Annotated in this window: 16 protein-coding genes and 1 pseudogene; 8 read left to right on the top strand and 9 right to left on the bottom strand. The window is 59.3% G+C overall.

Translation table 11 applies throughout. The features are described 5' to 3' along the window. Positions 1-99 precede the first annotated feature (99 nt). The 5 genes from acnA to topA form a co-directional block, all read right to left on the bottom strand. Positions 100-2,781 (bottom strand): aconitate hydratase AcnA, encoded by a 2,682-nt coding sequence (gene acnA, locus B2J69_RS08025; protein WP_081138109.1) that lies wholly within the window; start codon positions 2,779-2,781, stop codon positions 100-102. Between the two features lie 188 nt (positions 2,782-2,969). Then, complete coding sequence (locus B2J69_RS24510) at positions 2,970-3,071, bottom strand: small membrane protein YmiC (protein ID WP_371824363.1); 102 nt, start codon at positions 3,069-3,071, stop codon at positions 2,970-2,972. A 343-nt stretch (positions 3,072-3,414) separates the two neighbouring features. Continuing rightward, the gene (locus B2J69_RS08015; protein ID WP_081138105.1) at positions 3,415-3,573 is read right to left on the bottom strand and encodes a YmiA family putative membrane protein; all 159 of its coding nucleotides are present in this window, start codon (positions 3,571-3,573) and stop codon (positions 3,415-3,417) included. 495 nt (positions 3,574-4,068) lie between these two features. Then, complete coding sequence (gene cysB, locus B2J69_RS08010; protein ID WP_081138103.1) at positions 4,069-5,043, bottom strand: HTH-type transcriptional regulator CysB; 975 nt, start codon at positions 5,041-5,043, stop codon at positions 4,069-4,071. Positions 5,044-5,239: 196 nt separating this feature from the next. Then, positions 5,240-7,837: a type I DNA topoisomerase gene (gene topA / locus B2J69_RS08005; protein ID WP_081138101.1), complete on the bottom strand. Its 2,598-nt coding sequence runs from the start codon at positions 7,835-7,837 to the stop codon at positions 5,240-5,242. Between the two features lie 371 nt (positions 7,838-8,208). On the opposite strand from topA, the gene B2J69_RS08000 reads away from it, so the two are divergent. After that, on the top strand, positions 8,209-8,457 hold the full coding sequence (locus tag B2J69_RS08000; protein WP_081138099.1) for a YciN family protein: 249 nt from the start codon (positions 8,209-8,211) through the stop codon (positions 8,455-8,457). A gap of 62 nt (positions 8,458-8,519) precedes the next feature. Here B2J69_RS08000 and sohB read toward each other — a convergent pair whose 3' ends face one another. After that, positions 8,520-9,569, bottom strand: coding sequence for a protease SohB (gene sohB, locus B2J69_RS07995; RefSeq protein WP_081138097.1), 1,050 nt, complete (start codon positions 9,567-9,569; stop codon positions 8,520-8,522). Positions 9,570-9,743: 174 nt separating this feature from the next. Here sohB and B2J69_RS07990 point away from each other — a divergent pair, with 174 nt between their 5' ends. Continuing rightward, positions 9,744-10,505 carry a YciK family oxidoreductase gene (locus B2J69_RS07990; protein ID WP_081138095.1) on the top strand — a complete coding sequence of 254 codons (762 nt, stop codon included), beginning with the start codon at positions 9,744-9,746 and terminating at the stop codon, positions 10,503-10,505. After that, a complete protein-coding gene (gene cobO, locus B2J69_RS07985) occupies positions 10,505-11,095 on the top strand; it encodes a cob(I)yrinic acid a,c-diamide adenosyltransferase (protein ID WP_081138093.1) in 591 nt (196 codons plus the stop codon). Before B2J69_RS07990 ends, cobO begins: the two co-directional genes overlap by 1 nt. 319 nt (positions 11,096-11,414) lie before the next feature. Here the strand turns inward: cobO and rluB are convergent, their stop codons facing one another. Further along, a complete protein-coding gene (gene rluB, locus B2J69_RS07975; RefSeq protein ID WP_081138091.1) occupies positions 11,415-12,293 on the bottom strand; it encodes a 23S rRNA pseudouridine(2605) synthase RluB in 879 nt (292 codons plus the stop codon). A 284-nt stretch (positions 12,294-12,577) separates the two neighbouring features. Between rluB and B2J69_RS07970 the strand changes: the two genes are divergently transcribed. Beyond that, positions 12,578-13,924: an MFS transporter gene (locus B2J69_RS07970; protein ID WP_081138089.1), complete on the top strand. Its 1,347-nt coding sequence runs from the start codon at positions 12,578-12,580 to the stop codon at positions 13,922-13,924. 635 nt (positions 13,925-14,559) lie between these two features. Continuing rightward, entirely contained in the window at positions 14,560-15,198 is a 639-nt protein-coding gene (locus tag B2J69_RS07965; protein WP_081138087.1) for a serine protease family protein, read from the top strand. 8 nt (positions 15,199-15,206) lie between these two features. Here B2J69_RS07965 and B2J69_RS07960 read toward each other — a convergent pair whose 3' ends face one another. Together B2J69_RS07960 and rnm are read right to left on the bottom strand one after the other, a co-directional pair. Continuing rightward, positions 15,207-15,827: an L-threonylcarbamoyladenylate synthase gene (locus B2J69_RS07960; RefSeq protein ID WP_081138085.1), complete on the bottom strand. Its 621-nt coding sequence runs from the start codon at positions 15,825-15,827 to the stop codon at positions 15,207-15,209. Positions 15,828-15,840: 13 nt separating this feature from the next. Beyond that, positions 15,841-16,725, bottom strand: a complete 885-nt coding sequence (gene rnm / locus B2J69_RS07955; RefSeq protein WP_081138083.1) for an RNase RNM — start codon at positions 16,723-16,725, stop codon at positions 15,841-15,843. A gap of 279 nt (positions 16,726-17,004) precedes the next feature. Between rnm and B2J69_RS07950 the strand changes: the two genes are divergently transcribed. From B2J69_RS07950 to trpCF, 3 genes and pseudogenes are all read left to right on the top strand, one after another. After that, positions 17,005-18,567 (top strand): anthranilate synthase component 1, encoded by a 1,563-nt coding sequence (locus B2J69_RS07950; RefSeq protein WP_081138081.1) that lies wholly within the window; start codon positions 17,005-17,007, stop codon positions 18,565-18,567. Next, positions 18,567-20,161: pseudogene (gene trpD, locus B2J69_RS24300) on the top strand (bifunctional anthranilate synthase glutamate amidotransferase component TrpG/anthranilate phosphoribosyltransferase TrpD). Before B2J69_RS07950 ends, trpD begins: the two are co-directional and overlap by 1 nt. 2 nt (positions 20,162-20,163) lie before the next feature. After that, positions 20,164-21,525 carry a bifunctional indole-3-glycerol-phosphate synthase TrpC/phosphoribosylanthranilate isomerase TrpF gene (gene trpCF / locus B2J69_RS07935; RefSeq protein WP_081138075.1) on the top strand — a complete coding sequence of 454 codons (1,362 nt, stop codon included), beginning with the start codon at positions 20,164-20,166 and terminating at the stop codon, positions 21,523-21,525. Positions 21,526-21,563 lie beyond the last annotated feature (38 nt).

Genomic DNA, 21,563 nt, shown 5'->3' with positions numbered 1-21,563 from the left:
CTCAGTCAGCTTCAATGCTGAGACGCGGGCGGCAGGGTTCGAGGAGTAAAGCGTCCTGCGTCCTGTCAAAAAAAACGCCGGGTTTCCCCGGCGTTGCGCTTAGTTCAGCATATTGCGGATCACGTAGTGCAGAATGCCGTCGTTGCGGTAATAGGTCAGCTCATTACCGGTATCGATACGGCAGCGCGTCTCCAGCGTCTCTTCCACGCCGTTCGGGCGCGTCATCCTCACTTTCACCGTGCAGCCAGGCTGCAGCTGCGACAGATTGTCGATGTCGAACAGCTCTTCGCCGGTAAGCTGTAGGGTTTTACGCGTCACCCCCGGCGCAAACTCCAGCGGCAGAATGCCCATGCCAATCAGGTTAGAGCGGTGGATACGCTCGAAGGATTCGGCGATCACCACGCGCACGCCCTGCAGGCGCGGCCCTTTCGCCGCCCAGTCACGGCTGGAGCCGGAGCCATACTCTTTACCGGCAATCACCGCCAGCGGCGTACCCTCCTGCTGATACTTCATCGCCGCGTCGTAGATCGCCAGCTGCTCGCCGCTCGGGATATGGCGGGTGTAGCCGCCTTCCACGCCCGGCACCATTTCGTTGCGGATGCGGATATTGGCGAAGGTGCCGCGCATCATCACCTCATGGTTGCCGCGGCGTGAACCGTAGGAGTTGAAGTCGGCGCGATCGACGCCGTGCGACTGCAGATAGCGTCCTGCCGGACTGTCCGCCTTGATGCTGCCCGCCGGCGAAATATGGTCGGTGGTCACCGAATCGCCCAGCATCGCCAGCACGCGCGCGCCTTTGATGTCCTCCACCGCTTTCGGCTCACGTTCCATATCGTCGAAGAACGGCGAGAGGCGAATGTAGGTCGAGCCCTCGTCCCACGCATAGGTGGCCGCTTCACTCACTTTGATCGCCTGCCACTCTTTGGTGCCGTAGAAGACTTCGGCATACTCTTTATGGAACATGTCGCTGGTCACCTGCTGCACCGCGGTGGCGATCTCTTCCGGCGACGGCCAGATATCCTTCAGGAAGACGTCGTTGCCCTGCCGATCTTTACCCAGCGGTTCGGTCTGCAGATTGACCTTCATATTGCCCGCCAGCGCGTAGGCGACCACCAGCGGCGGCGAGGCCAGCCAGTTGGTTTTTACCAGCGGGTGAATACGCCCTTCGAAGTTACGGTTGCCGGAAAGCACCGCCCCCACCGTGATATCGCCCGCTTTAATCGCACTTTCAATCTCATCGGGCAGCGGCCCGGAGTTGCCGATACAGGTGGTGCAGCCATAGCCCACAAGGTTAAAGCCGAGCTTGTCGAGATAAGGCGTCAGCTGCGCCACTGCCAGATAGTCAGAGACCACTTTGGATCCCGGCGCCAGCGACGCTTTGACCCACGGCTGGCGCTTCAGGCCGCGCTCGACCGCTTTCTTCGCCAGCAGCCCCGCCGCCATCAGGACGCTGGGGTTAGAGGTGTTGGTGCAGGAGGTAATGGCGCTGATCACCACTGCGCCATCCTCCAGCTCATGGCTGAGGCCGGTGGCGCTGTCGGTATAGCTCACGGTTTTATGCGCCTGCTGCGTATGGTTGACGTCCAGCTCGTTGCTGGCGTTGAACGCGGCGGGCACATCACCGAGGGAAACGCGATCCTGCGGGCGTTTTGGCCCGGCGATGCTCGATTCCACGCTCTGCATATCGAGCGCCAGCGAGCTGGTGAAGATCGGCTCGTCGCCGGGATTGCGCCACAGCCCCTGCGTTTTCGCATAGGCTTCTACCAGCGCCACCTGTTCGGCATCGCGGCCCGTTAGCGTCAGATAGCCGAGGGTGACGTCGTCAACCGGGAAAAATCCGCAGGTTGCGCCATATTCCGGCGCCATATTGGCGATAGTGGCGCGGTCCGCCAGCGGCAGATCGGCCAGCCCGTCGCCGTAAAACTCGACAAACTTGCCTACCACGCCATGCCTGCGCAGCATCTGGGTGACGGTAAGTACCAGATCGGTGGCGGTAATGCCTGGACGCAGCTTGCCGGTCAGCTTAAAGCCGACCACGTCGGGGATCAGCATCGAAACCGGCTGGCCCAGCATTGCCGCTTCAGCTTCGATGCCACCGACGCCCCAGCCGAGCACGCCGAGGGCGTTTATCATCGTGGTATGGGAATCGGTGCCCACCAGGGTATCGGGCCAGGCAAACTGCTTGCCGTCAATCTGCTCATGCCACACCGATTTACCCAGATATTCCAGGTTAACCTGGTGACAGATGCCGGTGCCCGGCGGCACTACGCGGAATTTGTTAAACGCCTTCTGGCCCCAGCGCAAAAAGACGTAGCGTTCATGGTTGCGCTGCATCTCCAGCTCGACGTTCTCTTCGAACGCGCTGTCGTCGCCAAAACGATCCACCGTCACCGAGTGGTCGATAACCAGATCGACCGGCGACAGCGGATTGACCTTCGCCACGTCGCCGCCCAGGCGCTTCACCGCCTCGCGCATCGCCGCCAGATCGACCACCGCCGGTACGCCGGTAAAATCCTGCATCAGCACGCGCGCGGGCCGATAGGCGATCTCCCGGTCGGCGTGGGCGTTCTGCTGCCAGCCCACCAGCGCCTGGATGTCCTCTTCCGTGACAGAGTCGCCATCCTGCCAGCGCAGGAGATTCTCCAGCAGCACTTTGAGCGATTTGGGAAGACGATCGATGTTGCCGAGGCGTTGGGCGGCGCGGGGAAGACTGAAAATATGGTACTGCTGCTCGTCGACCTGCAGCCTGTCCTGACTCAGCTCGCGTAGGGTGTCCGACATAGCTCCTCCTTTTTTTTCGTGATCGCGGTAACCTCAGAGAGAACAAGGTTTATGTTAAAGATAGACTACATTTTCTTTAACGTTTTGATTACAACACGAATCGCTACACCGGCCGGCGAGAGAAACAAAAACGCCCCGCAGGCAATGCGGGGCGTTTTCATCAGGAATGAGAGGATTATCGGTTTTGCTTATAGCGCAATCCAGACGGCGGCCGCCCAGAATGCCAGCGAGAAAGCATAGGCGCTCAGCCAGGACATCTTAATCATGTTCATGTTCATCATCATATTCATACGTCACTCCTCCCGAAAACGGGCGTAAAAAAGTCCTGCTGTCAATCGCGTTGCGATGACACCCTTTTTATATGCTGAGTGTGAAGAGTGGGCTTTTAACTTGCCCGCCGGATAACCGGAAAGAAGAATTGCACTGGCATCGCCAGTTAACGCTGACCGCTTATTTAGCTTTCGTGTCCATGAAAGACTCGATGAAGTGACGCTGATTTTCACTCAACTCCCAGCTATCCGGGATTGTCACTTTGTGTTCCGTCACGACGCTCTCTTTACCTTTACAGGCTGGCGCCTGGAGCTGCGGCGCGGATAACAATTGTTTACGGCTGAGTGTGTTTGCCCACATGGTTTAGCCCCACATACGCCAGATCATCAAGGCTACTACTACCCAGAACAGCGCAGAAGCAGCTATTACGGTTAACCAGGCTTTGCGACGGATATTACCAGAGCGCTCAACCTTGGTGCTTTTTGCCCGAAAATCGGGTTGTACAGTCAGTCTCGTAGCCATAGTTTCTGATAATCACTCTCAATAAAACGATTGATAACACCGATTAAGATTTAGGACGAATCCTAAACGCATTAAGGCCGAAAATCCAGTTATTTTTATTGAGCACAACGATTAACGCTATTTATCAAAACCGCCAAATAACTTAAGGAATAATGAACCACGATACATTTCCTTAATTGAATTATTACATTGCAGATTTGGCTTAAATTGCGATTAGTACCACCTTTAATTTGAGTTAACTTAAAGAGACCTGATAAAAAGGCCTTCTACATCAGGTCTTAACTGGAGTATGGGAATAATCCTGGCAGCACGCAAAGCGGCAAGGTAAATTTTGTGTACTGTTTCTCATTTAAGTAACCTAAACAGAAAAACATGTGATCGATGTTTCATTTACAAAAAAATAATCGCCTTTATCGACATTAAGCTGGCGCTAACCGCTAGCGACAAAAAAGGCTGCCCAGGGCAGCCTTAAATAACGCTAAACGATGCGTCGACTTACTTAAACGGCAGCTTGATATCCTTAAACATCGCTTCGATATCATCGTTTGAGCGCAGCGCGACCGCGGCGTCTACCACGTCGCGGGTAAGATGCGGCGCGAAGCGCTGAATAAAATCATACATATAGCTGCGCAGGAAGGTGCTGCGCCTGAAGCCGATTTTCGTGGTGCTGTTGGTGAAGATCTCTGCCGCTTCGATGCGCACCAGGTCGGGATCGGCCTGCGGATCGACCGCCATACTGGCGATAACGCCGACGCCTAGCCCCAGGCGAACATAAGTTTTGATTACGTCTGCATCGGTCGCAGTAAAGACGATGCGCGGCGTCAGCCCTGCGCGGTTAAACGCGGTATCCAGCTCCGAACGTCCGGTAAAGCCAAAGGTGTAGGTGACCAGCGGGTATTCCGCCAGCTCCTCAATCGACACCTGCCCCTTGCCCGCCAGCGGATGATCGGGCGTGACAACGATAGCCCGATTCCAGTGGTAGCACGGCAGCATAATCAGGTCGTCATAGAGGTGCAGCGCTTCGGTGGCGATAGCGAAGTCGGCGTTGCCTTTGGAAACCGCTTCGGCGATTTGCGTTGGCGAGCCCTGATGCATATGCAGCGAGACGCGCGGATAGCGCTCGATAAAGCCCTTGATGACGCCCGGCAGCGCGTAGCGTGCCTGGGTGTGGGTGGTCGCCACATAGAGCGAGCCTTTATCCGGCCAGGTATGTTCGCCCGCCACCGATTTAATCGCATCGACTTTCGACAACACTTCGCGGGCGATGCGAATGATCTCCTCGCCCGCTGGCGTCACCTGGGTTAAATGCTTGCCACTGCGCGCAAAGATTTGTACGCCCAGTTCATCTTCCAGCATGCGCACCTGTTTGCTGATGCCAGGCTGAGAGGTATAAAGCCCTTCCGCGGTTGAAGAGACATTGAGGTTGTGATTAACCACTTCGACGATATAGCGCAACTGCTGCAATTTCATATCTGTTCCATCCCAGTAAGCTACAGAGCGCATCCCCGATTGCGGGTTGTTCGCCAGATCGGTGAAAAGAGGGCAAAGCATCGGAATAAGTCGGAAATGCTATAACCACTATATCATCGTAAGGAGGAATGTAGAACGTTTTGATATAAGGCTAAGAAAAAGGCCAGCAGCGCTGGCCTTTAAGGAGGTGGGGAACTTACTTTTTCGCTTCCTGCCACTTGCCGTCGATATAAAACGCCGACCAGCCCGTCGCTTTACCCTCTTTTTCCGAGGCGACATACTGCTGTTTGGTTTTACGGCTAAAGCGCACCATCGTCTTGTTGCCGTCTGCATCGGTCGCTGGGGCTTCCGCCAGGTAGCGCAGTTTTTCCGGCAGACGATCTTTAAAGCGCTGCAGCTCTTCCACTAACGGCGCGCGCGTTTCACGTGATTTCGGGAAGGTGTTGGCCGCGAGGAAGACGCCCGCCGCGCCGTCGCGCAGCACGAAGTAAGCGTCTGACTTTTCGCACGGCAGCTCAGGCAGCGGCACCGGATCTTCTTTCGGCGGCGCCACTTCGCCGTTACGCAGGATTTTGCGTGTGTTTTTACAGTCGTCGTTGGTGCAGGCCATGTACTTGCCGAAACGCCCCATTTTCAGGTGCATTTCAGAGCCGCACTTTTCGCACTCCACTACCGGGCCGTCGTAGCCCTTGATACGGAACTCACCCTGCTCGATTTCATAGCCGTCGCACTCTGGGTTGTTGCCGCAGACGTGCAGCTTACGCTGCGGATCGATCAGGTAGCTGTCCATCGCCGTGCCGCACTTCTGGCAGCGGCGACGGGCGCGCAACGCGTTGGTTTCGGCATCGTCGCCTTCCAGCACGTTCAGCACTTCGTTTTCCGGGATCAGGTTGATGGTCTGCTTGCAGCGCTCTTTCGGCGGCAGCGCATAGCCAGAACAGCCGAGGAAGACGCCGGTGCTGGCGGTGCGGATCCCCATCTTGCGTCCGCAGGTCGGACAGTCGATAGAGGTCAGCACCATCGGGTTCGGCTGCATGCCACCCTCTTCTGGATCTTTCTCTGCTTTCTCCAACTGCTGGGTAAAGTCGCTGAAGAAGTTATCCAGCACGCCTTTCCACTCCGCCTGATTGTTGGCGACCTGGTCGAGGCTGTCTTCCATGGTGGCGGTAAAGTCGTAGTTCATCAGATCGCGGAAGTTCTCTTCCAGACGATCGGTGACGATTTCACCCATCTTCTCGGCGTAGAAGCGACGGTTTTCCACCCGTACGTAGCCGCGATCCTGAATAGTCGAGATAATCGCGGCGTAGGTGGACGGACGGCCGATGCCGCGTTTCTCCAGCTCGCGCACCAGCGAGGCTTCGCTAAAGCGCGCCGGCGGCTTGGTGAAGTGCTGGCTGGGCGTCAGCTGCTGCAGATCCAGCGTCTCGCCGGTGTCGACCGGCGGCAGCGTGCGATCTTCGTCATTTTTACGCAGCGCAGGCATTACGCGCGTCCAGCCGTCGAAGCGCAGCGTGCGCCCTTTGGCCTTCAGCTTGAAGCCCGCCGCGGCAACGGTGAGCGTGGTGGAGTCATACTGCGCCGGCACCATCTGACAGGCAACGAACTGGCGCCAGATCAGCTGATAGAGCTTCTGCGCGTCCGTTTCCATATCTTTCAGCTTTTCCGCCACCACGTTGACGTCGGATGGACGAATCGCTTCGTGCGCTTCCTGCGAATTCTCTTTGCTGGCGTAGGTGTTGGCGTTCTCAGGCAGATATTTTTTGCCGAAGTTTTTGTCGATGTAACCGCGCGCCATCGCCAGCGCGTCCTGACTCAGGTTAGTTGAATCGGTACGCATATAGGTGATGTGGCCCGCTTCATAGAGGCGCTGCGCCATCATCATGGTTTTCTTCACGCCGAAGCCGAGGCGCGTGCTCGCCGCCTGCTGCAGCGTGGAAGTAATGAACGGCGCGCCAGGCTTGCTGCTGGTCGGTTTGTCTTCGCGATCCACCACTTCGTAGCGTGCGTTTTCCAGCAGCGCAACGGCGGCCTGCGTCTGTTCGCCGTTGACCGGACGGAACGGCGTGTCGTTCTGGTGGGTGACGGCCATCGCCAGCAGATCGCCTTTCGCCGTGTGCAGATCGGCGTTCAGCTCCCAGTACTCTTCCGGCACGAACGCTTTAATCTCCCGCTCGCGCTCCACCACCAGGCGCACCGCGACGGACTGCACGCGGCCGGCAGAGAGACCGCGCGCGATTTTCTTCCACAGCAGCGGCGACACCATATAGCCGACGACGCGGTCCATAAAGCGACGCGCCTGCTGCGCGTTGACGCGGTCGATATTCAGCTCGCCTGGCGTTTCAAACGCCTGACGAATCGCATTTTTGGTGATCTCGTTGAACACCACGCGGCTAAAGCGCTTCTCGTCGCCGCCGATCACTTCCCGCAGGTGCCAGGCGATGGCTTCCCCTTCGCGGTCAAGGTCGGTTGCGAGGTAAACGTGGTCGGCATTCGCCGCCAGCGCTTTCAGCTCGGAAACGACTTTCTCTTTTCCGGGCAGGATCTGGTAGTCCGCTTCCCAGCCGTGGTAGGGATCGACACCCATACGGCTGACCAGCGCGGCCTTTTCATCTTTTTTAACCTTTTTGGCTTTTTTATCGCCGGCCCCGTCAGCACTCTTTTTCGCGGTTGAACCACTGGTCGGCAAATCACGGATATGACCGACGCTGGATTTCACCACGTAGTCACTACCGAGGTATTTATTGATTGTTTTGGCCTTTGCCGGGGACTCAACGATGACGAGTGCTTTACCCATATGTACCTTTACCTAATGAAAACGTCCTGATAAACGGGAGAGGATTTGATGCCCAGAAACCCAATGGGTTCAATATTGCTGCGCCTTTTCTGCTTTTCAAGGCTGCGGGGTCAATCTCAGGCCAGCTTGCATATGCTTATGCAAGGGTATGAATAAGAGCGACTTTTTCATCTGAAGCCATCACACTTCCCGGTGTGATCTCCCTGAAATCTGAATCGCCCACACTCTACCTGATAAAATTCGTTACGCAACTTAATTAGCACTCTGTTTAATTTTCCGCCAGCTTTCGCCGCATTTTGCTGATTTGCCGCGCAGCGGTTTTGGCAAGTAATATAGAAAGGATTCGTTGCATGTCAAAAAAGGGATATTCAATGCAGAAGAATACTGAGGCCATTTCACGCCAGGCGCTACTGGAAAAAGCCAATGCGCTTATTCGCGAGCACGATGATTATTTTGCCGGACTGGAAGCGGACGACGTGATCCAGCAGGGCGAGGTGCTGGTGTTTCGCGGCCCCTATTTTCTCGATGACGAGGGGCTGCCGACGGCGAAGACCACGGCGGTGTTTAACGTGTTTAAGCATCTGGCGCTGACGCTCTCGTCGCGCTATCACCTGGCATAAAAAACCCGGCGTCAGCCGGGTCAGTTTAGCGCTGCGGGCGCGAGGTGCAGGCCCGCCATTGCTTAAAGCAGCGGCTTCTCGCCGCGCTGCCACCATTTCATCAGCAGACGTTCTGCCACCGAGCCGGCGCTATGGGTCACGCGGTCGATCATCTTGCGCCGACGCGCATAGTGCACGCCCAGCACGTTGAAGAGATCCATCTGGCTGATGATCAGCTCGTCGCTGGTGCTGATATCGTCAATCAGCTTCAGATCCAGCGCCTGGCGGCCATACCAGTGCTCGCCCGTCGCCACCTTGTCGATATCCAGCGTCGGGCGCATCTGATGGACGAAATCTTTAAACAGCAGATGGGTTTCGTTGAGATCTTCCTGAAACTTCTCGCGCCCTTCGTCGGTGTTTTCGCCGAACAGCGTCAGGGTGCGTTTATACTGGCCGGCGGTGTGCAGCTCGACGTCGATATCGTTGCGCTTCAGCAGGCGGTTGAAGTTAGGGATCTGCGCCACCACGCCGATTGAGCCAAGAATGGCGAACGGCGCGGCCACAATGCGATCCGCCACGCAGGCCATCATATAGCCGCCGCTGGCGGCCACTTTGTCCACCGCCGCCGTCAGGCGCAGGCCGCGATCGCGCAGGCGCTGTAGCTGCGACGCCGCCAGACCATAGCCGTGCACCACGCCGCCAGGGCTTTCCAGCCGCAGCAGCACTTCATCGCCTTTTTCCGCGACCGCCAGCACCGCAGAAACCTCTTCACGCAGCGCCGTGACTTCGCCGGCGTCCATGCTGCCTTTAAAGTCGATCACGTAGAGCGTCGGCTTCTGGCTCTCCAGCACGCCCTGCTTCGCGGCGCGCTTCTCCGCCTTCGCCTTGCTCTTTTCCGCTTTTTTATGCTGTTTCAGCCACACCTTCTGCACCTGCGGCTTCATTTTTGCCAGCTGCAGATCCTCTTTCATCTGCTGATAGTCGTCGCCAAGATGCGTCAGACGCAGCTGCCCCGCCGCCTGACCGCGCTTGCGCAGCGCCGCGTTGACGATAATCGCCACTACCGCGGCAACGGCGAGCACTACCGTGACCGCTTTGGCCAGAAATAATCCATAACTGGAGAGTAAATCCATTCTGCCGCCTTATTAAACAGAGAATTAGCACTAATCAGAGAGTTTACCGGGTTTAGGCCCGCGCGTCGCCTGAAATGCCAGCGGCCGGCACAGAAAGCGCCTGTGGATGATTGCACCCTCCGGCAAATTGAGGCATAAAGCCAAAAACCCGTTTACGCGCTCAAGGATATCGTCGTGCACTATCAACCGAAAAGCGATCTGCTGCAAAACCGCATTATTCTCGTCACCGGCGCCTCAGACGGCATCGGTCGCGAAGCCGCCGTTACCTATGCGCGCTACGGCGCGGAGGTGATCCTGCTGGGCCGCAATCTGGCGCGGCTGGAGCAGACGCAGCAGGCGATCGGCCAGCTGGGCCTGCGTCCGGCGCATTGCCTGGTGTTCGACCTGGCGCAGGCGACGCCCGCTGCCTGTCAGCAGCTGGCGGAGCAGCTGGCGCAGCAGTTTCCGCGTCTCGACGGCGTACTGCACAACGCCGGCATCCTCGGCGAAATCGCGCCGCTGGCCGAGCTGGATCCGCAGATCTGGCAGGAGGTGATGAAAATTAACCTCGACGCCACCTTTTTCCTGACGCAGGCGCTGCTGCCGCTGCTGCTGAAATCGCACGCCGGCTCGCTGGTCTTCACCACCTCCAGCGTTGGCCGCACTGGCCGCGCCGGCTGGGGCGCCTATGCGGTCTCCAAGTTCGCCACTGAAGGCATGATGCAGGTGCTGGCGGATGAGTATAAAAACCAGGCGCTGCGGGTTAACTGCATCAACCCAGGCGGCACGCGCACCAAAATGCGCGCCTCGGCCTTCCCGCAGGAAGATGCCAACAAGCTTAAAACCCCTGCCGATCTGATGCCGCTCTACCTTTATGTGATGGGCGACGACAGCCGCCGCAAAACCGGCATCAGCTTTGACGCACAGCCTGGCCGCAAGCCGGGAGCGGCAGAATAATGGCCGAGGATCGCCACCAGCAGCGTCAGCAGCGGCTGAAAGAGCAGGTTGACGCGCGCATCGCCGCCGCAACCGAAACGCGCGGCATCCTGATGGTATTTACCGGCAACGGCAAAGGGAAAACCACCGCCGCCTTCGGCACCGCGCTGCGCGCCGTGGGGCACGGCAAAAAGGTGGGCGTGATCCAGTTTATCAAGGGCGAGTGGCCCAACGGCGAGCGCAACCTGCTGGCGCAGCACGGCGTGGAGTTTCAGGTGATGGCCACCGGCTTCACCTGGGAGACGCAAAACCGCGCCACTGACAGCGCCGCCTGCCTCGCGGTGTGGCAGCACGCCAGACGCATGCTGGCGGACGAGATGCTCGATCTGGTGCTGCTGGATGAGATCACCTATATGGTGAGCATGGATTATCTGCCGCTGGCGGAGGTGGAGCGCGCGCTGGCCGCGCGTCCGGCGCATCAGAGCGTGATCCTCACCGGACGCGGCTGCCATCGCGCGCTGCTGGAGAAGGCGGATACGGTGACCGAGATGCGCCCGGTGAAGCACGCCTTTGACGCAGGCATTCAGGCGCAGCAGGGCATCGACTGGTAGGCAAAAAAACGCTGCTGTCCGCCCTCTTATGCCCTTTCCAGCCGCGCACACGGAAGCTGGCCAGCAGGCTGGAGCCACTCAGGGGCGGGCATTTCGCAGCGCTGAACAAAATGAGTATGCCAGGAGAGCCCGCAGGGATGCGGGCGAAAGGTGGGGCTGGAACAGGGATGTTCCATCCCCACCGGTCCGTCAGGCAGACGAATGGCGTGAAGGAACCGCGTCAGCGGCGCGAGGACCGCCCGCCCCTGAGCGACTCCAGACTGCGTTATCATCCCGTGCTTAACTGACAAGTATTAAGCTCGCTGGCTGCGCTTTTTTGTTAACCGCGCTTGCCGCCACCGCTGCTGCGTCGGCCATTGCCGCTCACCTGCGTGTGGCGCTTCACGGCGCGACGGATCTGATTCGCCTTGGTGCGGCGACGATCTTTCTCTACCGCCAGCTTGGTGACCGTTTCGTCATCCATGCCTACCAGCGAGCGCAGGTAGTTAACGGCTGCCAGATCCATCTCCATCCAGCCGCCGCGCGGCAGGCCTTTCGGCAGATTGATGTCGCCATAGCGCACGCGCATCAGACGGCTGACCTGCACACCGACCGCTTCCCACAGGCGACGCACTTCGCGGTTGCGCCCTTCGGTCAGGGTGACGTTGTACCACTGGTTGACCCCTTCACCGCCGGCGAAGCGCAGGGTTTTAAAGGCTGCCGGGCCATCTTCCAGCTGCACGCCTTTGCTCAGCTGGCGAATTTTATCGTCATCCACCTGACCAAATACGCGTACCGCATATTCGCGCTCAACTTCGCGGCTCGGGTGCATCAGGCGGTTCGCCAGTTCGCCGTCGGTGGTGAACAGCAGCAGGCCGCAGGTGTTGACGTCGAGACGCCCAACCGCGATCCAGCGCGAGCCGCGCAGGCGCGGCAGACGGTCGAACACCGTGGGGCGACCTTCCGGATCGCTGCGGGTGCAGAGTTCGCCTTCGGGTTTGTAATAGGCCAGCACGCGGCACACTTCCGTCGCCGACTCGGCGATAGAAACCAGATGGCCGTCGATACGGATCTTCAGGGATTTGTCATTTTCAACGCGGTCGCCCAGCGTGGCGAGTTTGCCGTCGACGCTGACGCGGCCGGCGGCGATTTTTGCTTCGATTTCACGACGGGAACCGTGGCCTGCACGTGCCAGGACTTTCTGTAACTTTTCGCTCATAGCGGCCTCACTGTCGCCTTCCCAGGCGTCATTTGGGTTAAAATTCTTTAAAATCAATAACTTAAGTTATGATGTTCCGCTCATTATACCTTTAATTTACTGATTTGTAACCTGCTTTATCAGCGCCTCGGCGGCTGGCTGGCTCAGCGGAACAACAGGCGAGGATAGCAGTTCTGTTACCTGTTTACACCTGGGGTCGCTTTATTAACAACTGTGATCATCTTCGCAACAACTTCACGTGCAGACTTGTATGGTAGCGCATCCTCTGACAATACGGATAGCTTATGACTGCCTTCACCCACTCCTCCGCGCAGGCCACCGCCGACGCAGACAGTAAACAGGTCATCCGCCGGGTCGCCAGCGCCTCCGCTATCGGCACCGCGGCGGAATATTACGACTTCTTCGCCTATGGCACCGCCGCGGTGCTGTTTTTCGGCCACCTCTTTTTTCCCAGCGATAATCCGCTGGTCAGCACGCTGGCCGCCTTCGCCACCTACGCCGTCGGCTTTCTGGCGCGGCCGATCGGCGGCATTATTTTCGGCCATATCGGCGATAAGGTAGGACGCAAAAAGGCGCTGGTCGCCACCATTCTGATTGTCGGCCTTGGCACCTTTTGCATCGGCTTACTGCCTACCTACGCGACCATCGGCATCTGGGCGCCGGTCTCGCTGATCGCCATCCGCCTGCTGCAGGGATTCGGCGTTGGCGGCGAGCAGGCGGGCGCGGTGCTGATGACGGCAGAATATGCGCAGCCGGCGCGGCGGGGGTTCTACGCCAGCTGGGTGCAGGTGGGCGCACCGGCCGGCTTTTTGCTGCCGCTGGCGCTGTTCGCGATCCTCAACGCCCTGTTGAGCGCCGATCAGATGATGAGCTGGGGCTGGCGCGTGCCTTTCCTGCTGAGCGCGCTGCTGGTGATCGTCGGCCTGTTTATCCGTCTGCGCATTGACGAGTCGCCGGTTTTCGCCGAGATCCGCGCCACCAAAGCGGAGGAATCGCGGCCGTTAAAAGAGGTTATCCAGGCGCATCCCGGCCTGGTGATCAACGGCGTGGCGGCAAAGCTGATTGAAGCCTGCGCCTTTGCGCTGTTGACGGTGATTATTCTGGCCTGGGGCAAGGCGAACCAACTCGACAGCAGCCTGCTAATGGAGAGCATGATTGTCGCGGTGATACTGGAAATTTTCGCTATTCCGCTGATGGGCGCGCTCTCCGACCGCATCGGCCGCAAGCCGGTCTATCTGATGGGGGCGCTGCTGATTGTGCTGTCGATCGTGCCTTTTTTCCTTGCGCTGCAGCAGAACAGCTACTGGCTGACGCAGATCGCCATGATCGTGGCGCTGACGCTGGGCCACAGCATGTGTTACGCGCCGCAGGCCTCGTGGTTCCCGGAGCTGTTTCCTACCCATATCCGCTGTAGCGGCATCGCCGTTATCTGGCAGACCGGCTCGCTGATTGGCAGCGGCATTCTCGGCCTGGCCGCCGTGAAGATTTTGCAGCTGACGGAGGGCCACTGGTATGGGCTGGCGATCTATGTCGGCGTGCTGGGCGTGATTTCGCTGGTCGGGCTGGCACGCCTGCCGGAAACGGCGCCGGCAAAACGCCGCGGAGAGTATCAAAGCTGGCAACGCCGCTAAGTTTCTCATTCCTTAGAACTTGTTGCCGTCCGCCCGGGCGGCAACCTGCGCCCCCTTCCCGCCCGCCATATCGCCTGATTTATCGCCAACCTGTTGAAGCTAAAATGCTTTTTTCAGCCCGCCTCAGGTGCCTGCCGCTAATATATTGCGACCGCCCGTGATTCATAAGGCAAATGCGACAGTTTAAAGAAGGTTAAGCTTATTCGCGATTTTTTCGCTGTTTTTTCACCTGCCCCGGCAGAATCCTACAGCATTAAATGCTGGTAGTTTGCCTTTAAGTAAGCCATTTATCGCGCAAATACGCCAGCCGCCTCTTTTTTTAATCGCAGATTGCATTACCACCCTATTTATCCGCCTTTCCTTTTAAGATTAATCTTAATCGATTGTCGCCAGATGAATTATGGGTAGAATCAGAGCCAGAAACGCAAAATATAACTTTCGTATTATTAATCTTAATTAGAGACTGGCGCGAAAGTTATTAACAAGACCTTAACTCAATTTTTGCAGTTTCTTTAAAATATAAACCGGCGCTACCGGAACTGCAGCGTTAATACGGCTTAGTGATGAGCCTGAAATTGCATGTCAAAAGTCTTCACCAGGGATTTTCCGACATGCCAGCCAAAAAGATACTCACCATGAGAAAACTGTTCTTGTGGCCGGCGTTTGCTGCGCTGGCGCTAAGCGGTTGCTCTGTGGGCCATACCGAATACAGCCGTTCGGCAATGCAGCACGTGGACATGAGCTTCACGGGCATTCCAACGATTCTCGGTCTCGGCACGCTAGGCAGCAGCATCCCTATCACGCCCGAATACAGTCTGACTGCGGCGCACGTAGCAAAATTTGCCGTGCAGCGCGTTAAGGCGTATCACCCCTATTGCGACCTGGCGATTATTTATCACAAAAACGACGCAGCGACGCTGGCTAAATTCCGCAGCGGCAACGTGGGCGACACGGTAAAAATGTACGGCTACAGTTTTATATCCGCTATGCCGGTGGAGTCGTCGGGCACCAATTTAGCGCGCACCGCTATTCGTAACAGCTGGAATAAAAAACCCTGTATGGCGATGGCGTCTAATGCGGGCGTTGTCAAAGGCATGTCGGGCGGCGCGGTCTATAACGCCGACAATACGCTTGGCGGCGTTATTGTCGGCTTCAGCGACCAGATAAAAAGCAACCGCAGTGGCAAAACCGTATTAAAGGATGTGTCGCTCTATATCCCTTATTCCGATTTTCAAAACTGGCTAAAACAGAATATCGGCCAGCGCGGCGCCTGACACGAGAGTTACAGGAAAGGTCGGGTATCGCCTGACCCTTCGCGCACGATGGTCGGCGCGTCGCTGGTGAGATCGACCACCGTGGTCGGCTGCTGGCCCAGCGTGCCGCCGTCAATGATTAAATCGACCAGCTTGCCGATGCTGTGCTGGATCTCTTCCGGATCCGACTCGGTAAAGTCGTTGCCTGGCAGGATCAACGAGGTCGACATCATCGGCTCGTTGAGCGCCTCCAGCAGCGCCAGCGCGATAGGGTTCGACGGCACGCGCAGGCCAATGGTTTTGCGCTTGTCGTTCATCAGGCGGCGCGGCACCACTTTGGTCGCTTTCAGAATAAAGGTGTAGCTGCCCGGCGTGTTGTTTTTCAGCAGGCGAAACGCGCTGTTGTCCACCTGCGAGTAGTTGGAGATTTCCGACAGATCGCGGCACATCAGCGTGAAGTTATGGTTACCGTCCAGCTGACGAATACGGCAGATGCGCTCCAGCGCGTTTTTCTCTTCCAGCCGACAGCCCAGCGCATAGCCGGAGTCGGTGGGATAGACGATCACGCCGCCCTTATTGAGGTAGTCGACGGCCTGAGAGACCAGGCGCGGCTGCGGATTGTCCGGGTGAATGTGAAACAGTTGACTCATAAAAAACCTCGTATCACCTGTCGGTGTCTGAGCCTGCGGGCGCCAGCGCCGGGAAACGTTCCCACACTGGCTCAACGCCGGCGGGCAGCCAGAGTTTGCGGCCCAGCTCAATCCACGGACAGGGTTGATGAAAATCGGAACCTTGCGATGCGGCCAGGCTGGCATCGCGGGCGTACTGCGCCAGCTGCGTGCGCTCGTTCGGCGCCTGCTGACACTGCGCCACCTCCATCGCGTCGCCGCCCGCGTCGCGAAAATGCGCCACCAGGCGCTTCAGCCATTTCGCCGACAAACCGTAGCGGCCCGGGTGCGCCAGCACCGCGCAGCCGCCAGAATGGTGAATGGCATCAATGGCTTGTTTAATTGTACACCATTGCGGCGGCACATAGCCGGTTTTGCCGCGCGCCAGATAGCTTTTAAACACCTGCGCCACCGTATCCGCCTTGCCCTGCTCGATAAGAAAGCGGGCAAAATGACCACGCGTGATCACGCCGCCATCTGCCAGCCGGGCGGCGCCTTCTAGCGCGCCAGGAATGCGCGCCTTTTCCAGCCGCTCGGCGATCAGCTCTGCGCGCGCCTGACGACAGCGCGCCTGCTCTGCCAGAAAGGCGATGATGGCCGGATGGTGAATATCGATATTCAGCCCGACGATATGAATTTCATGATTCTCCCACAGCGTCGACGCCTCTACGCCCGCCAGCACCTTCAGCGGCAAGGCCTGCTCCTCCACGGCGCGCTGCGCCGCCGCGACGCCCGCCACGCTGTCGTGATCGGTGATCGCCAGCACGCCGACGCGCATGGCGACGGCGCGTTGCACCAGCGCCTCCGGCGTCAGCAGCCCGTCGGAGGCGCGCGTGTGGCTGTGTAGATCGTAAAGCGGAAAACGGGCTATCTCGTTCAAAAAATACCTCTGTAGCATGTTGGCGCGGCCAGCATGATAACGATTTTCGGCGCGGCTGAAAAAGCGTATTGACTTTTCCGCGTTGAACCCGTTAACTAGTACACAAGTTCACAACTAAACGGGTCCTCTATCATGGCGACGATTTTGATGCTTTCTGCAGGCTGGTGGCGCGATGTTTCCCCTGACGGGCGACGTCGAGCACCTCATGCGTAACGCTGTGCAGAGACCCGAGCCCGCTTAAAGCGGGCTTTTTTTTAGGCGAATTTCAGAGAGACCACCATGCCAAATGCGAAACCTACAGTGAAGTTGATTACCGGCACCGCGCCCTACCGCGAAGATCCGGCCGCAGTGTTTCATCAGTTATGCGGCGCACGTCCGGCTACCCTGCTGCTCGAGTCGGCGGATATCGACAGCAAACGTAATCTGAAAAGCCTGCTGATCGTCGACAGCGCGCTGCGCGTCAGCGCCATGGGTGCCAGCGTTACGGTGCAGGCGCTGTCAGAGAATGGCCGCGCGCTGCTGCCGCTGCTCGACGCGGCGCTGCCCGCCAGCGTCACCATCGCGGCGCGTCCTGACGGTCGCGAGCTGACTTTTCCCGGCGCTGACGCGGTGCAGGATGAAGACTCCCGCCTGCAGGCGCTGTCGGTGTTCGACGCGCTGCGTCTGATCCCACAGCTGGTCAACGCGCCGGCCGACGAACGCGAAGCCGTGCTGCTGGGTGGCCTGTTTGCCTATGACCTGGTGGCGGGTTTTGAGGATCTGCCGACGCTGGAGAATCAGCAGCGCTGCCCCGACTACTGCTTCTATCTGGCGGAGACGCTGCTGGTGCTCGACCACCAGACGCGCAGCGCGAAATTACAGGCGAGCCTGTTCTGCCCCTCCACCAGCGAATTCCAGCGCCTGCAAAGCCGTATCGAACAGCTGCACGGCCAGATGCTGCAGCCCGCGCCGGCGCTGCCGGTGCAGAAGGTCGAGCAGATGGCGCTGAGCGTCAGCCAGAGCGATGAAGACTATTGCGCCACCGTGCGCCAGATGCAGGAGGCGATCCGCATTGGCGAGATCTTCCAGGTGGTGCCGTCGCGCCGCTTCTCGCTGCCCTGCCCGTCGCCGCTGGCCGCCTATGAGACGCTGAAGAACAGCAACCCCAGCCCCTATATGTTCTTTATGCAGGATCAGGATTTCGCGCTGTTCGGCGCCTCGCCGGAAAGCTCGCTGAAATATGACGCCACCTCGCGTCAGATTGAGATCTACCCGATTGCCGGCACGCGCCCGCGCGGCCGCCACGCCGACGGCTCGCTGGACCGCGACCTCGACAGCCGCATCGAGCTGGAGATGCGCACCGACCATAAAGAGCTGGCCGAACACCTGATGCTGGTGGATTTGGCGCGCAACGATCTGGCGCGCATCTGCGTGCCGGGCAGCCGCTACGTCGCCGACCTGACCAAAGTCGACCGCTACTCCTTTGTGATGCATCTGGTGTCACGCGTGGTCGGCACGCTGCGCGAAGATCTCGACGTGCTGCACGCCTACCGCGCCTGCATGAATATGGGCACCCTGAGCGGCGCGCCGAAAGTGCGCGCCATGCAGCTGATCGCTGCGGCGGAAGGCACGCGGCGCGGCAGCTACGGCGGCGCGGTTGGCTACTTTACCGCGCATGGCGATCTCGACACCTGCATCGTGATCCGCTCCGCCTGGGTAGAGGACGGCGTCGCCACGGTTCAGGCGGGCGCGGGCGTGGTGCTTGACTCCAGCCCGCAGGCCGAAGCGGACGAAAGCCGCAACAAAGCGCGCGCCGTGCTGCGCGCCATCGCCACCGCCCATCACTGCAAGGAGATTTTCTGATGGCCGATATCCTGCTGCTCGATAACATCGACTCCTTTACCTATAACCTCGTTGATCAGCTGCGCGCGTTCGGCCACAACGTGGTGATCTATCGCAACAACGTGCCGGCCGCGCTGCTGGTAGAGCGTTTACAGCGCATGGAAAACCCGGTGCTGATGCTTTCGCCGGGCCCTGGCGCGCCGAGCGAGGCTGGCTGTATGCCGGAGCTGTTGCAAACCCTGCGCGGACGGCTGCCGATTATCGGCATCTGTCTCGGCCATCAGGCGATCGTCGAGGCCTATGGCGGCCATGTCGGCCAGGCGGGCGAGATCCTGCACGGCAAAGCCTCGGCCGTGGATCACGACGGCGAAGCGATGTTTGCCGGGCTGAGCAATCCGCTGCCGGTGGCGCGCTACCACTCGCTGGTGGGCAGCAACACGCCGGCGGAGCTGACCGTTAACGCCAGCTTCAACGGCATGGTGATGGCGGTGCGCCACGACGCCGATCGCGTCTGCGGCTTCCAGTTCCATCCTGAATCCATCCTGACCACTCAGGGCGCTCGTCTGCTGGAACAGACGCTGGCCTGGGCGCTGGCGCCATCACAGGGAGAATGATCATGCATGCCATTCTGGAAAAACTCTATCAGGCGCAGACGCTGACGCAGGGCGAGAGCCACCAGCTATTCAGCGCCATCATTACCGGCCAGCTGGAGCCGACCCAGCTCGCCGCCGCGCTGATTGCTATGAAGGTGCGCGGCGAGTCCCCGCAGGAGATTGCAGGCGCCGCCTGCGCGCTGCTGGAGGATGCCAAACCCTTTCCGCGTCCCCACTACGCCTTTGCCGATATCGTCGGCACCGGCGGCGACGGCAGCAACAGCATTAATATCTCGACCGCCAGCGCCTTCGTCGCTGCCACCTGCGGGCTGAAAGTGGCGAAGCACGGCAACCGCAGCGTCTCCAGCAAGTCCGGCTCGTCCGATCTGCTGGCGGCGTTCGGCATCGATCTCGCGATGCCCGCTGACCAGGCGCGCGCGGCGCTGGACGATCTTAACGTCTGTTTCCTGTTCGCGCCGCAGTACCACACCGGTTTTCGCCATGCGATGCCGGTGCGTCAGCAGCTGAAAACCCGCACCCTGTTCAACGTGCTTGGCCCGCTGATTAACCCGGCGCGGCCGCCGCTGGCGGTGATTGGTGTCTACAGCCCGGAGCTGGTGCTGCCCATTGCTCAGACGCTGAAGGTGCTGGGCTACCAGCGCGCCGCGGTGGTGCACGGCGGCGGCATGGACGAGGTGGCGCTGCACAGCGCTACCCATGTCGCCGAGCTGCGCGACGGGGAGATCACCCGCTATCAGCTCACGCCGGAGGACTTCGGCTTCGGCTTCCATCCCAAGGAGGCGCTGGCGGGCGGCACGCCGGAAGAAAACCGTGACATTCTGACACGTTTACTTCAGGGTAATGGCCAGCAGGCCCATGAGGAAGCGGTCGCCGTCAACGTGGCGATGTTGTTGAAAGTATTCGGTCATGAAGATTTGCGTGAAAACGCGCAGCGTGCGCTCCAGGCCATCCGCAGCGGACAAGCCTATGAGCGCGTTGTCGCTCTGGCAGCAAGAGGGTAACCATGCAAGGCACGATTCTAGAAAAAATTGTTCAGGACAAAGCGCAATGGGTTGAGGCGCGCAAAGCGCAGCAGCCGCTCGCCACCTTTCAGGATGCGCTGCAGCCCGCCGGCCGCAGCTTCTATCATGCGCTGCAGGGCGCGCGCACCGTGTTTATCCTTGAGTGCAAAAAGGCGTCGCCCTCAAAAGGGCTGATCCGCGACGATTTCGATCCGGCGACCATCGCCAGCATCTATCGCCACTACGCCTCTGCCGTGTCGGTGCTGACCGATGAAAAATATTTCCAGGGCAGCTTCGATTTTCTGCCGATCGTCAGCGCGGCGCTCACCCAGCCGGTGCTGTGCAAAGACTTTATTATCGACCCGTATCAAATTTATCTGGCGCGCCACTATCAGGCAGATGCCATTCTGCTGATGCTGTCGGTGCTGAACGATGAAGAGTATCGTCAGCTCGCCGCCGTGGCGCACAGCCTGAAGATGGGCGTGCTGACCGAGGTGAGCAACGAAGCGGAGCTGGAGCGCGCCATTGCGCTGGAGGCGAAAGTAGTCGGCATCAACAACCGCGATCTGCGCGATATGTCGATCGATCTCGACCGCACGCGCCAGCTGGCGCCGCGTCTGTCGCACGGCGTGACGGTGATCAGCGAATCGGGCATTCATAACTATGCGCAGGTGCGCGAGCTGAGCCACTTCGCCAACGGCTTTCTGATTGGTTCGGCGCTGATGGAAGAGCCGGATCTGGCGGGCGCGGTGCGCCGCGTGCTGCTGGGCGACAATAAAGTGTGCGGCCTGACACGCGCCGATGATGCCCGCGCGGCCTATGAAGCGGGTGCGCTCTACGGCGGCCTGATTTTCGCCGAGGGTTCGCCGCGCCGCATCGACAGCGTTCAGGCACAGCAGGTGATGGCAGGCGCGCCGCTGCGCTACGTCGGGGTGTTCCGCAACGCCGCAATAAGTGACATTGTCACGCAAGCGAGCGCGCTGAAGCTGCACGCCATCCAGCTGCACGGCGACGAAGATCGCGCCTTTGTGGCCGAGCTGCGCGCCGCGCTGCCGGCCGAGGTTGCCATCTGGAAAGCGCTGAGCATTAAAAGCGCACTGCCGACGCGCGACTGGCCGCACGTTGACCGCTACGTGTTTGACAACGGCAACGGCGGCAGCGGCCAACGCTTCGACTGGTCGCTGCTGCAGGATCAGGATTTAAGCGACGTGCTGCTGGCCGGCGGCCTGGGCGCGGATAACTGCGTAGAAGCCGCGCGCCTTGGCTGCGCGGGCCTCGACTTCAACTCCGGCGTAGAAAGCGCGCCCGGCATCAAAGATGCCAGCAAAATCGCGGCGGTGTTCCGCACGCTGCGCGCCTACTGATTTGTCAGGTCCGCTGTGGCGGGCCCAAAAGGAAATGA

The organism is Pantoea latae, assembly GCF_002077695.1.
Taxonomy (GTDB): domain Bacteria; phylum Pseudomonadota; class Gammaproteobacteria; order Enterobacterales; family Enterobacteriaceae; genus Pantoea; species Pantoea latae.
This window is presented reverse-complemented; position numbering and strand designations above follow the sequence as displayed.

Excerpts from the sequence above, each read along its gene's own strand:
- acnA (WP_081138109.1), bottom strand. The coding sequence starts at position 2,781 with ATGTCGGACACCCTACGCGAGCTGAGTCAGGACAGGCTGCAGGTCGAC.
- B2J69_RS24510 (WP_371824363.1), bottom strand. The coding sequence starts at position 3,071 with ATGAATATGATGATGAACATGAACATGATTAAGATGTCCTGGCTGAGC.
- B2J69_RS08015 (WP_081138105.1), bottom strand. The coding sequence starts at position 3,573 with ATGGCTACGAGACTGACTGTACAACCCGATTTTCGGGCAAAAAGCACC.
- cysB (WP_081138103.1), bottom strand. The coding sequence starts at position 5,043 with ATGAAATTGCAGCAGTTGCGCTATATCGTCGAAGTGGTTAATCACAAC.
- topA (WP_081138101.1), bottom strand. The coding sequence starts at position 7,837 with ATGGGTAAAGCACTCGTCATCGTTGAGTCCCCGGCAAAGGCCAAAACA.
- B2J69_RS08000 (WP_081138099.1), top strand. The coding sequence starts at position 8,209 with ATGCAGAAGAATACTGAGGCCATTTCACGCCAGGCGCTACTGGAAAAA.
- sohB (WP_081138097.1), bottom strand. The coding sequence starts at position 9,569 with ATGGATTTACTCTCCAGTTATGGATTATTTCTGGCCAAAGCGGTCACG.
- cobO (WP_081138093.1), top strand. The coding sequence starts at position 10,505 with ATGGCCGAGGATCGCCACCAGCAGCGTCAGCAGCGGCTGAAAGAGCAG.
- rluB (WP_081138091.1), bottom strand. The coding sequence starts at position 12,293 with ATGAGCGAAAAGTTACAGAAAGTCCTGGCACGTGCAGGCCACGGTTCC.
- B2J69_RS07970 (WP_081138089.1), top strand. The coding sequence starts at position 12,578 with ATGACTGCCTTCACCCACTCCTCCGCGCAGGCCACCGCCGACGCAGAC.
- B2J69_RS07965 (WP_081138087.1), top strand. The coding sequence starts at position 14,560 with ATGAGAAAACTGTTCTTGTGGCCGGCGTTTGCTGCGCTGGCGCTAAGC.
- B2J69_RS07960 (WP_081138085.1), bottom strand. The coding sequence starts at position 15,827 with ATGAGTCAACTGTTTCACATTCACCCGGACAATCCGCAGCCGCGCCTG.
- B2J69_RS07950 (WP_081138081.1), top strand. The coding sequence starts at position 17,005 with ATGCCAAATGCGAAACCTACAGTGAAGTTGATTACCGGCACCGCGCCC.
- trpCF (WP_081138075.1), top strand. The coding sequence starts at position 20,164 with ATGCAAGGCACGATTCTAGAAAAAATTGTTCAGGACAAAGCGCAATGG.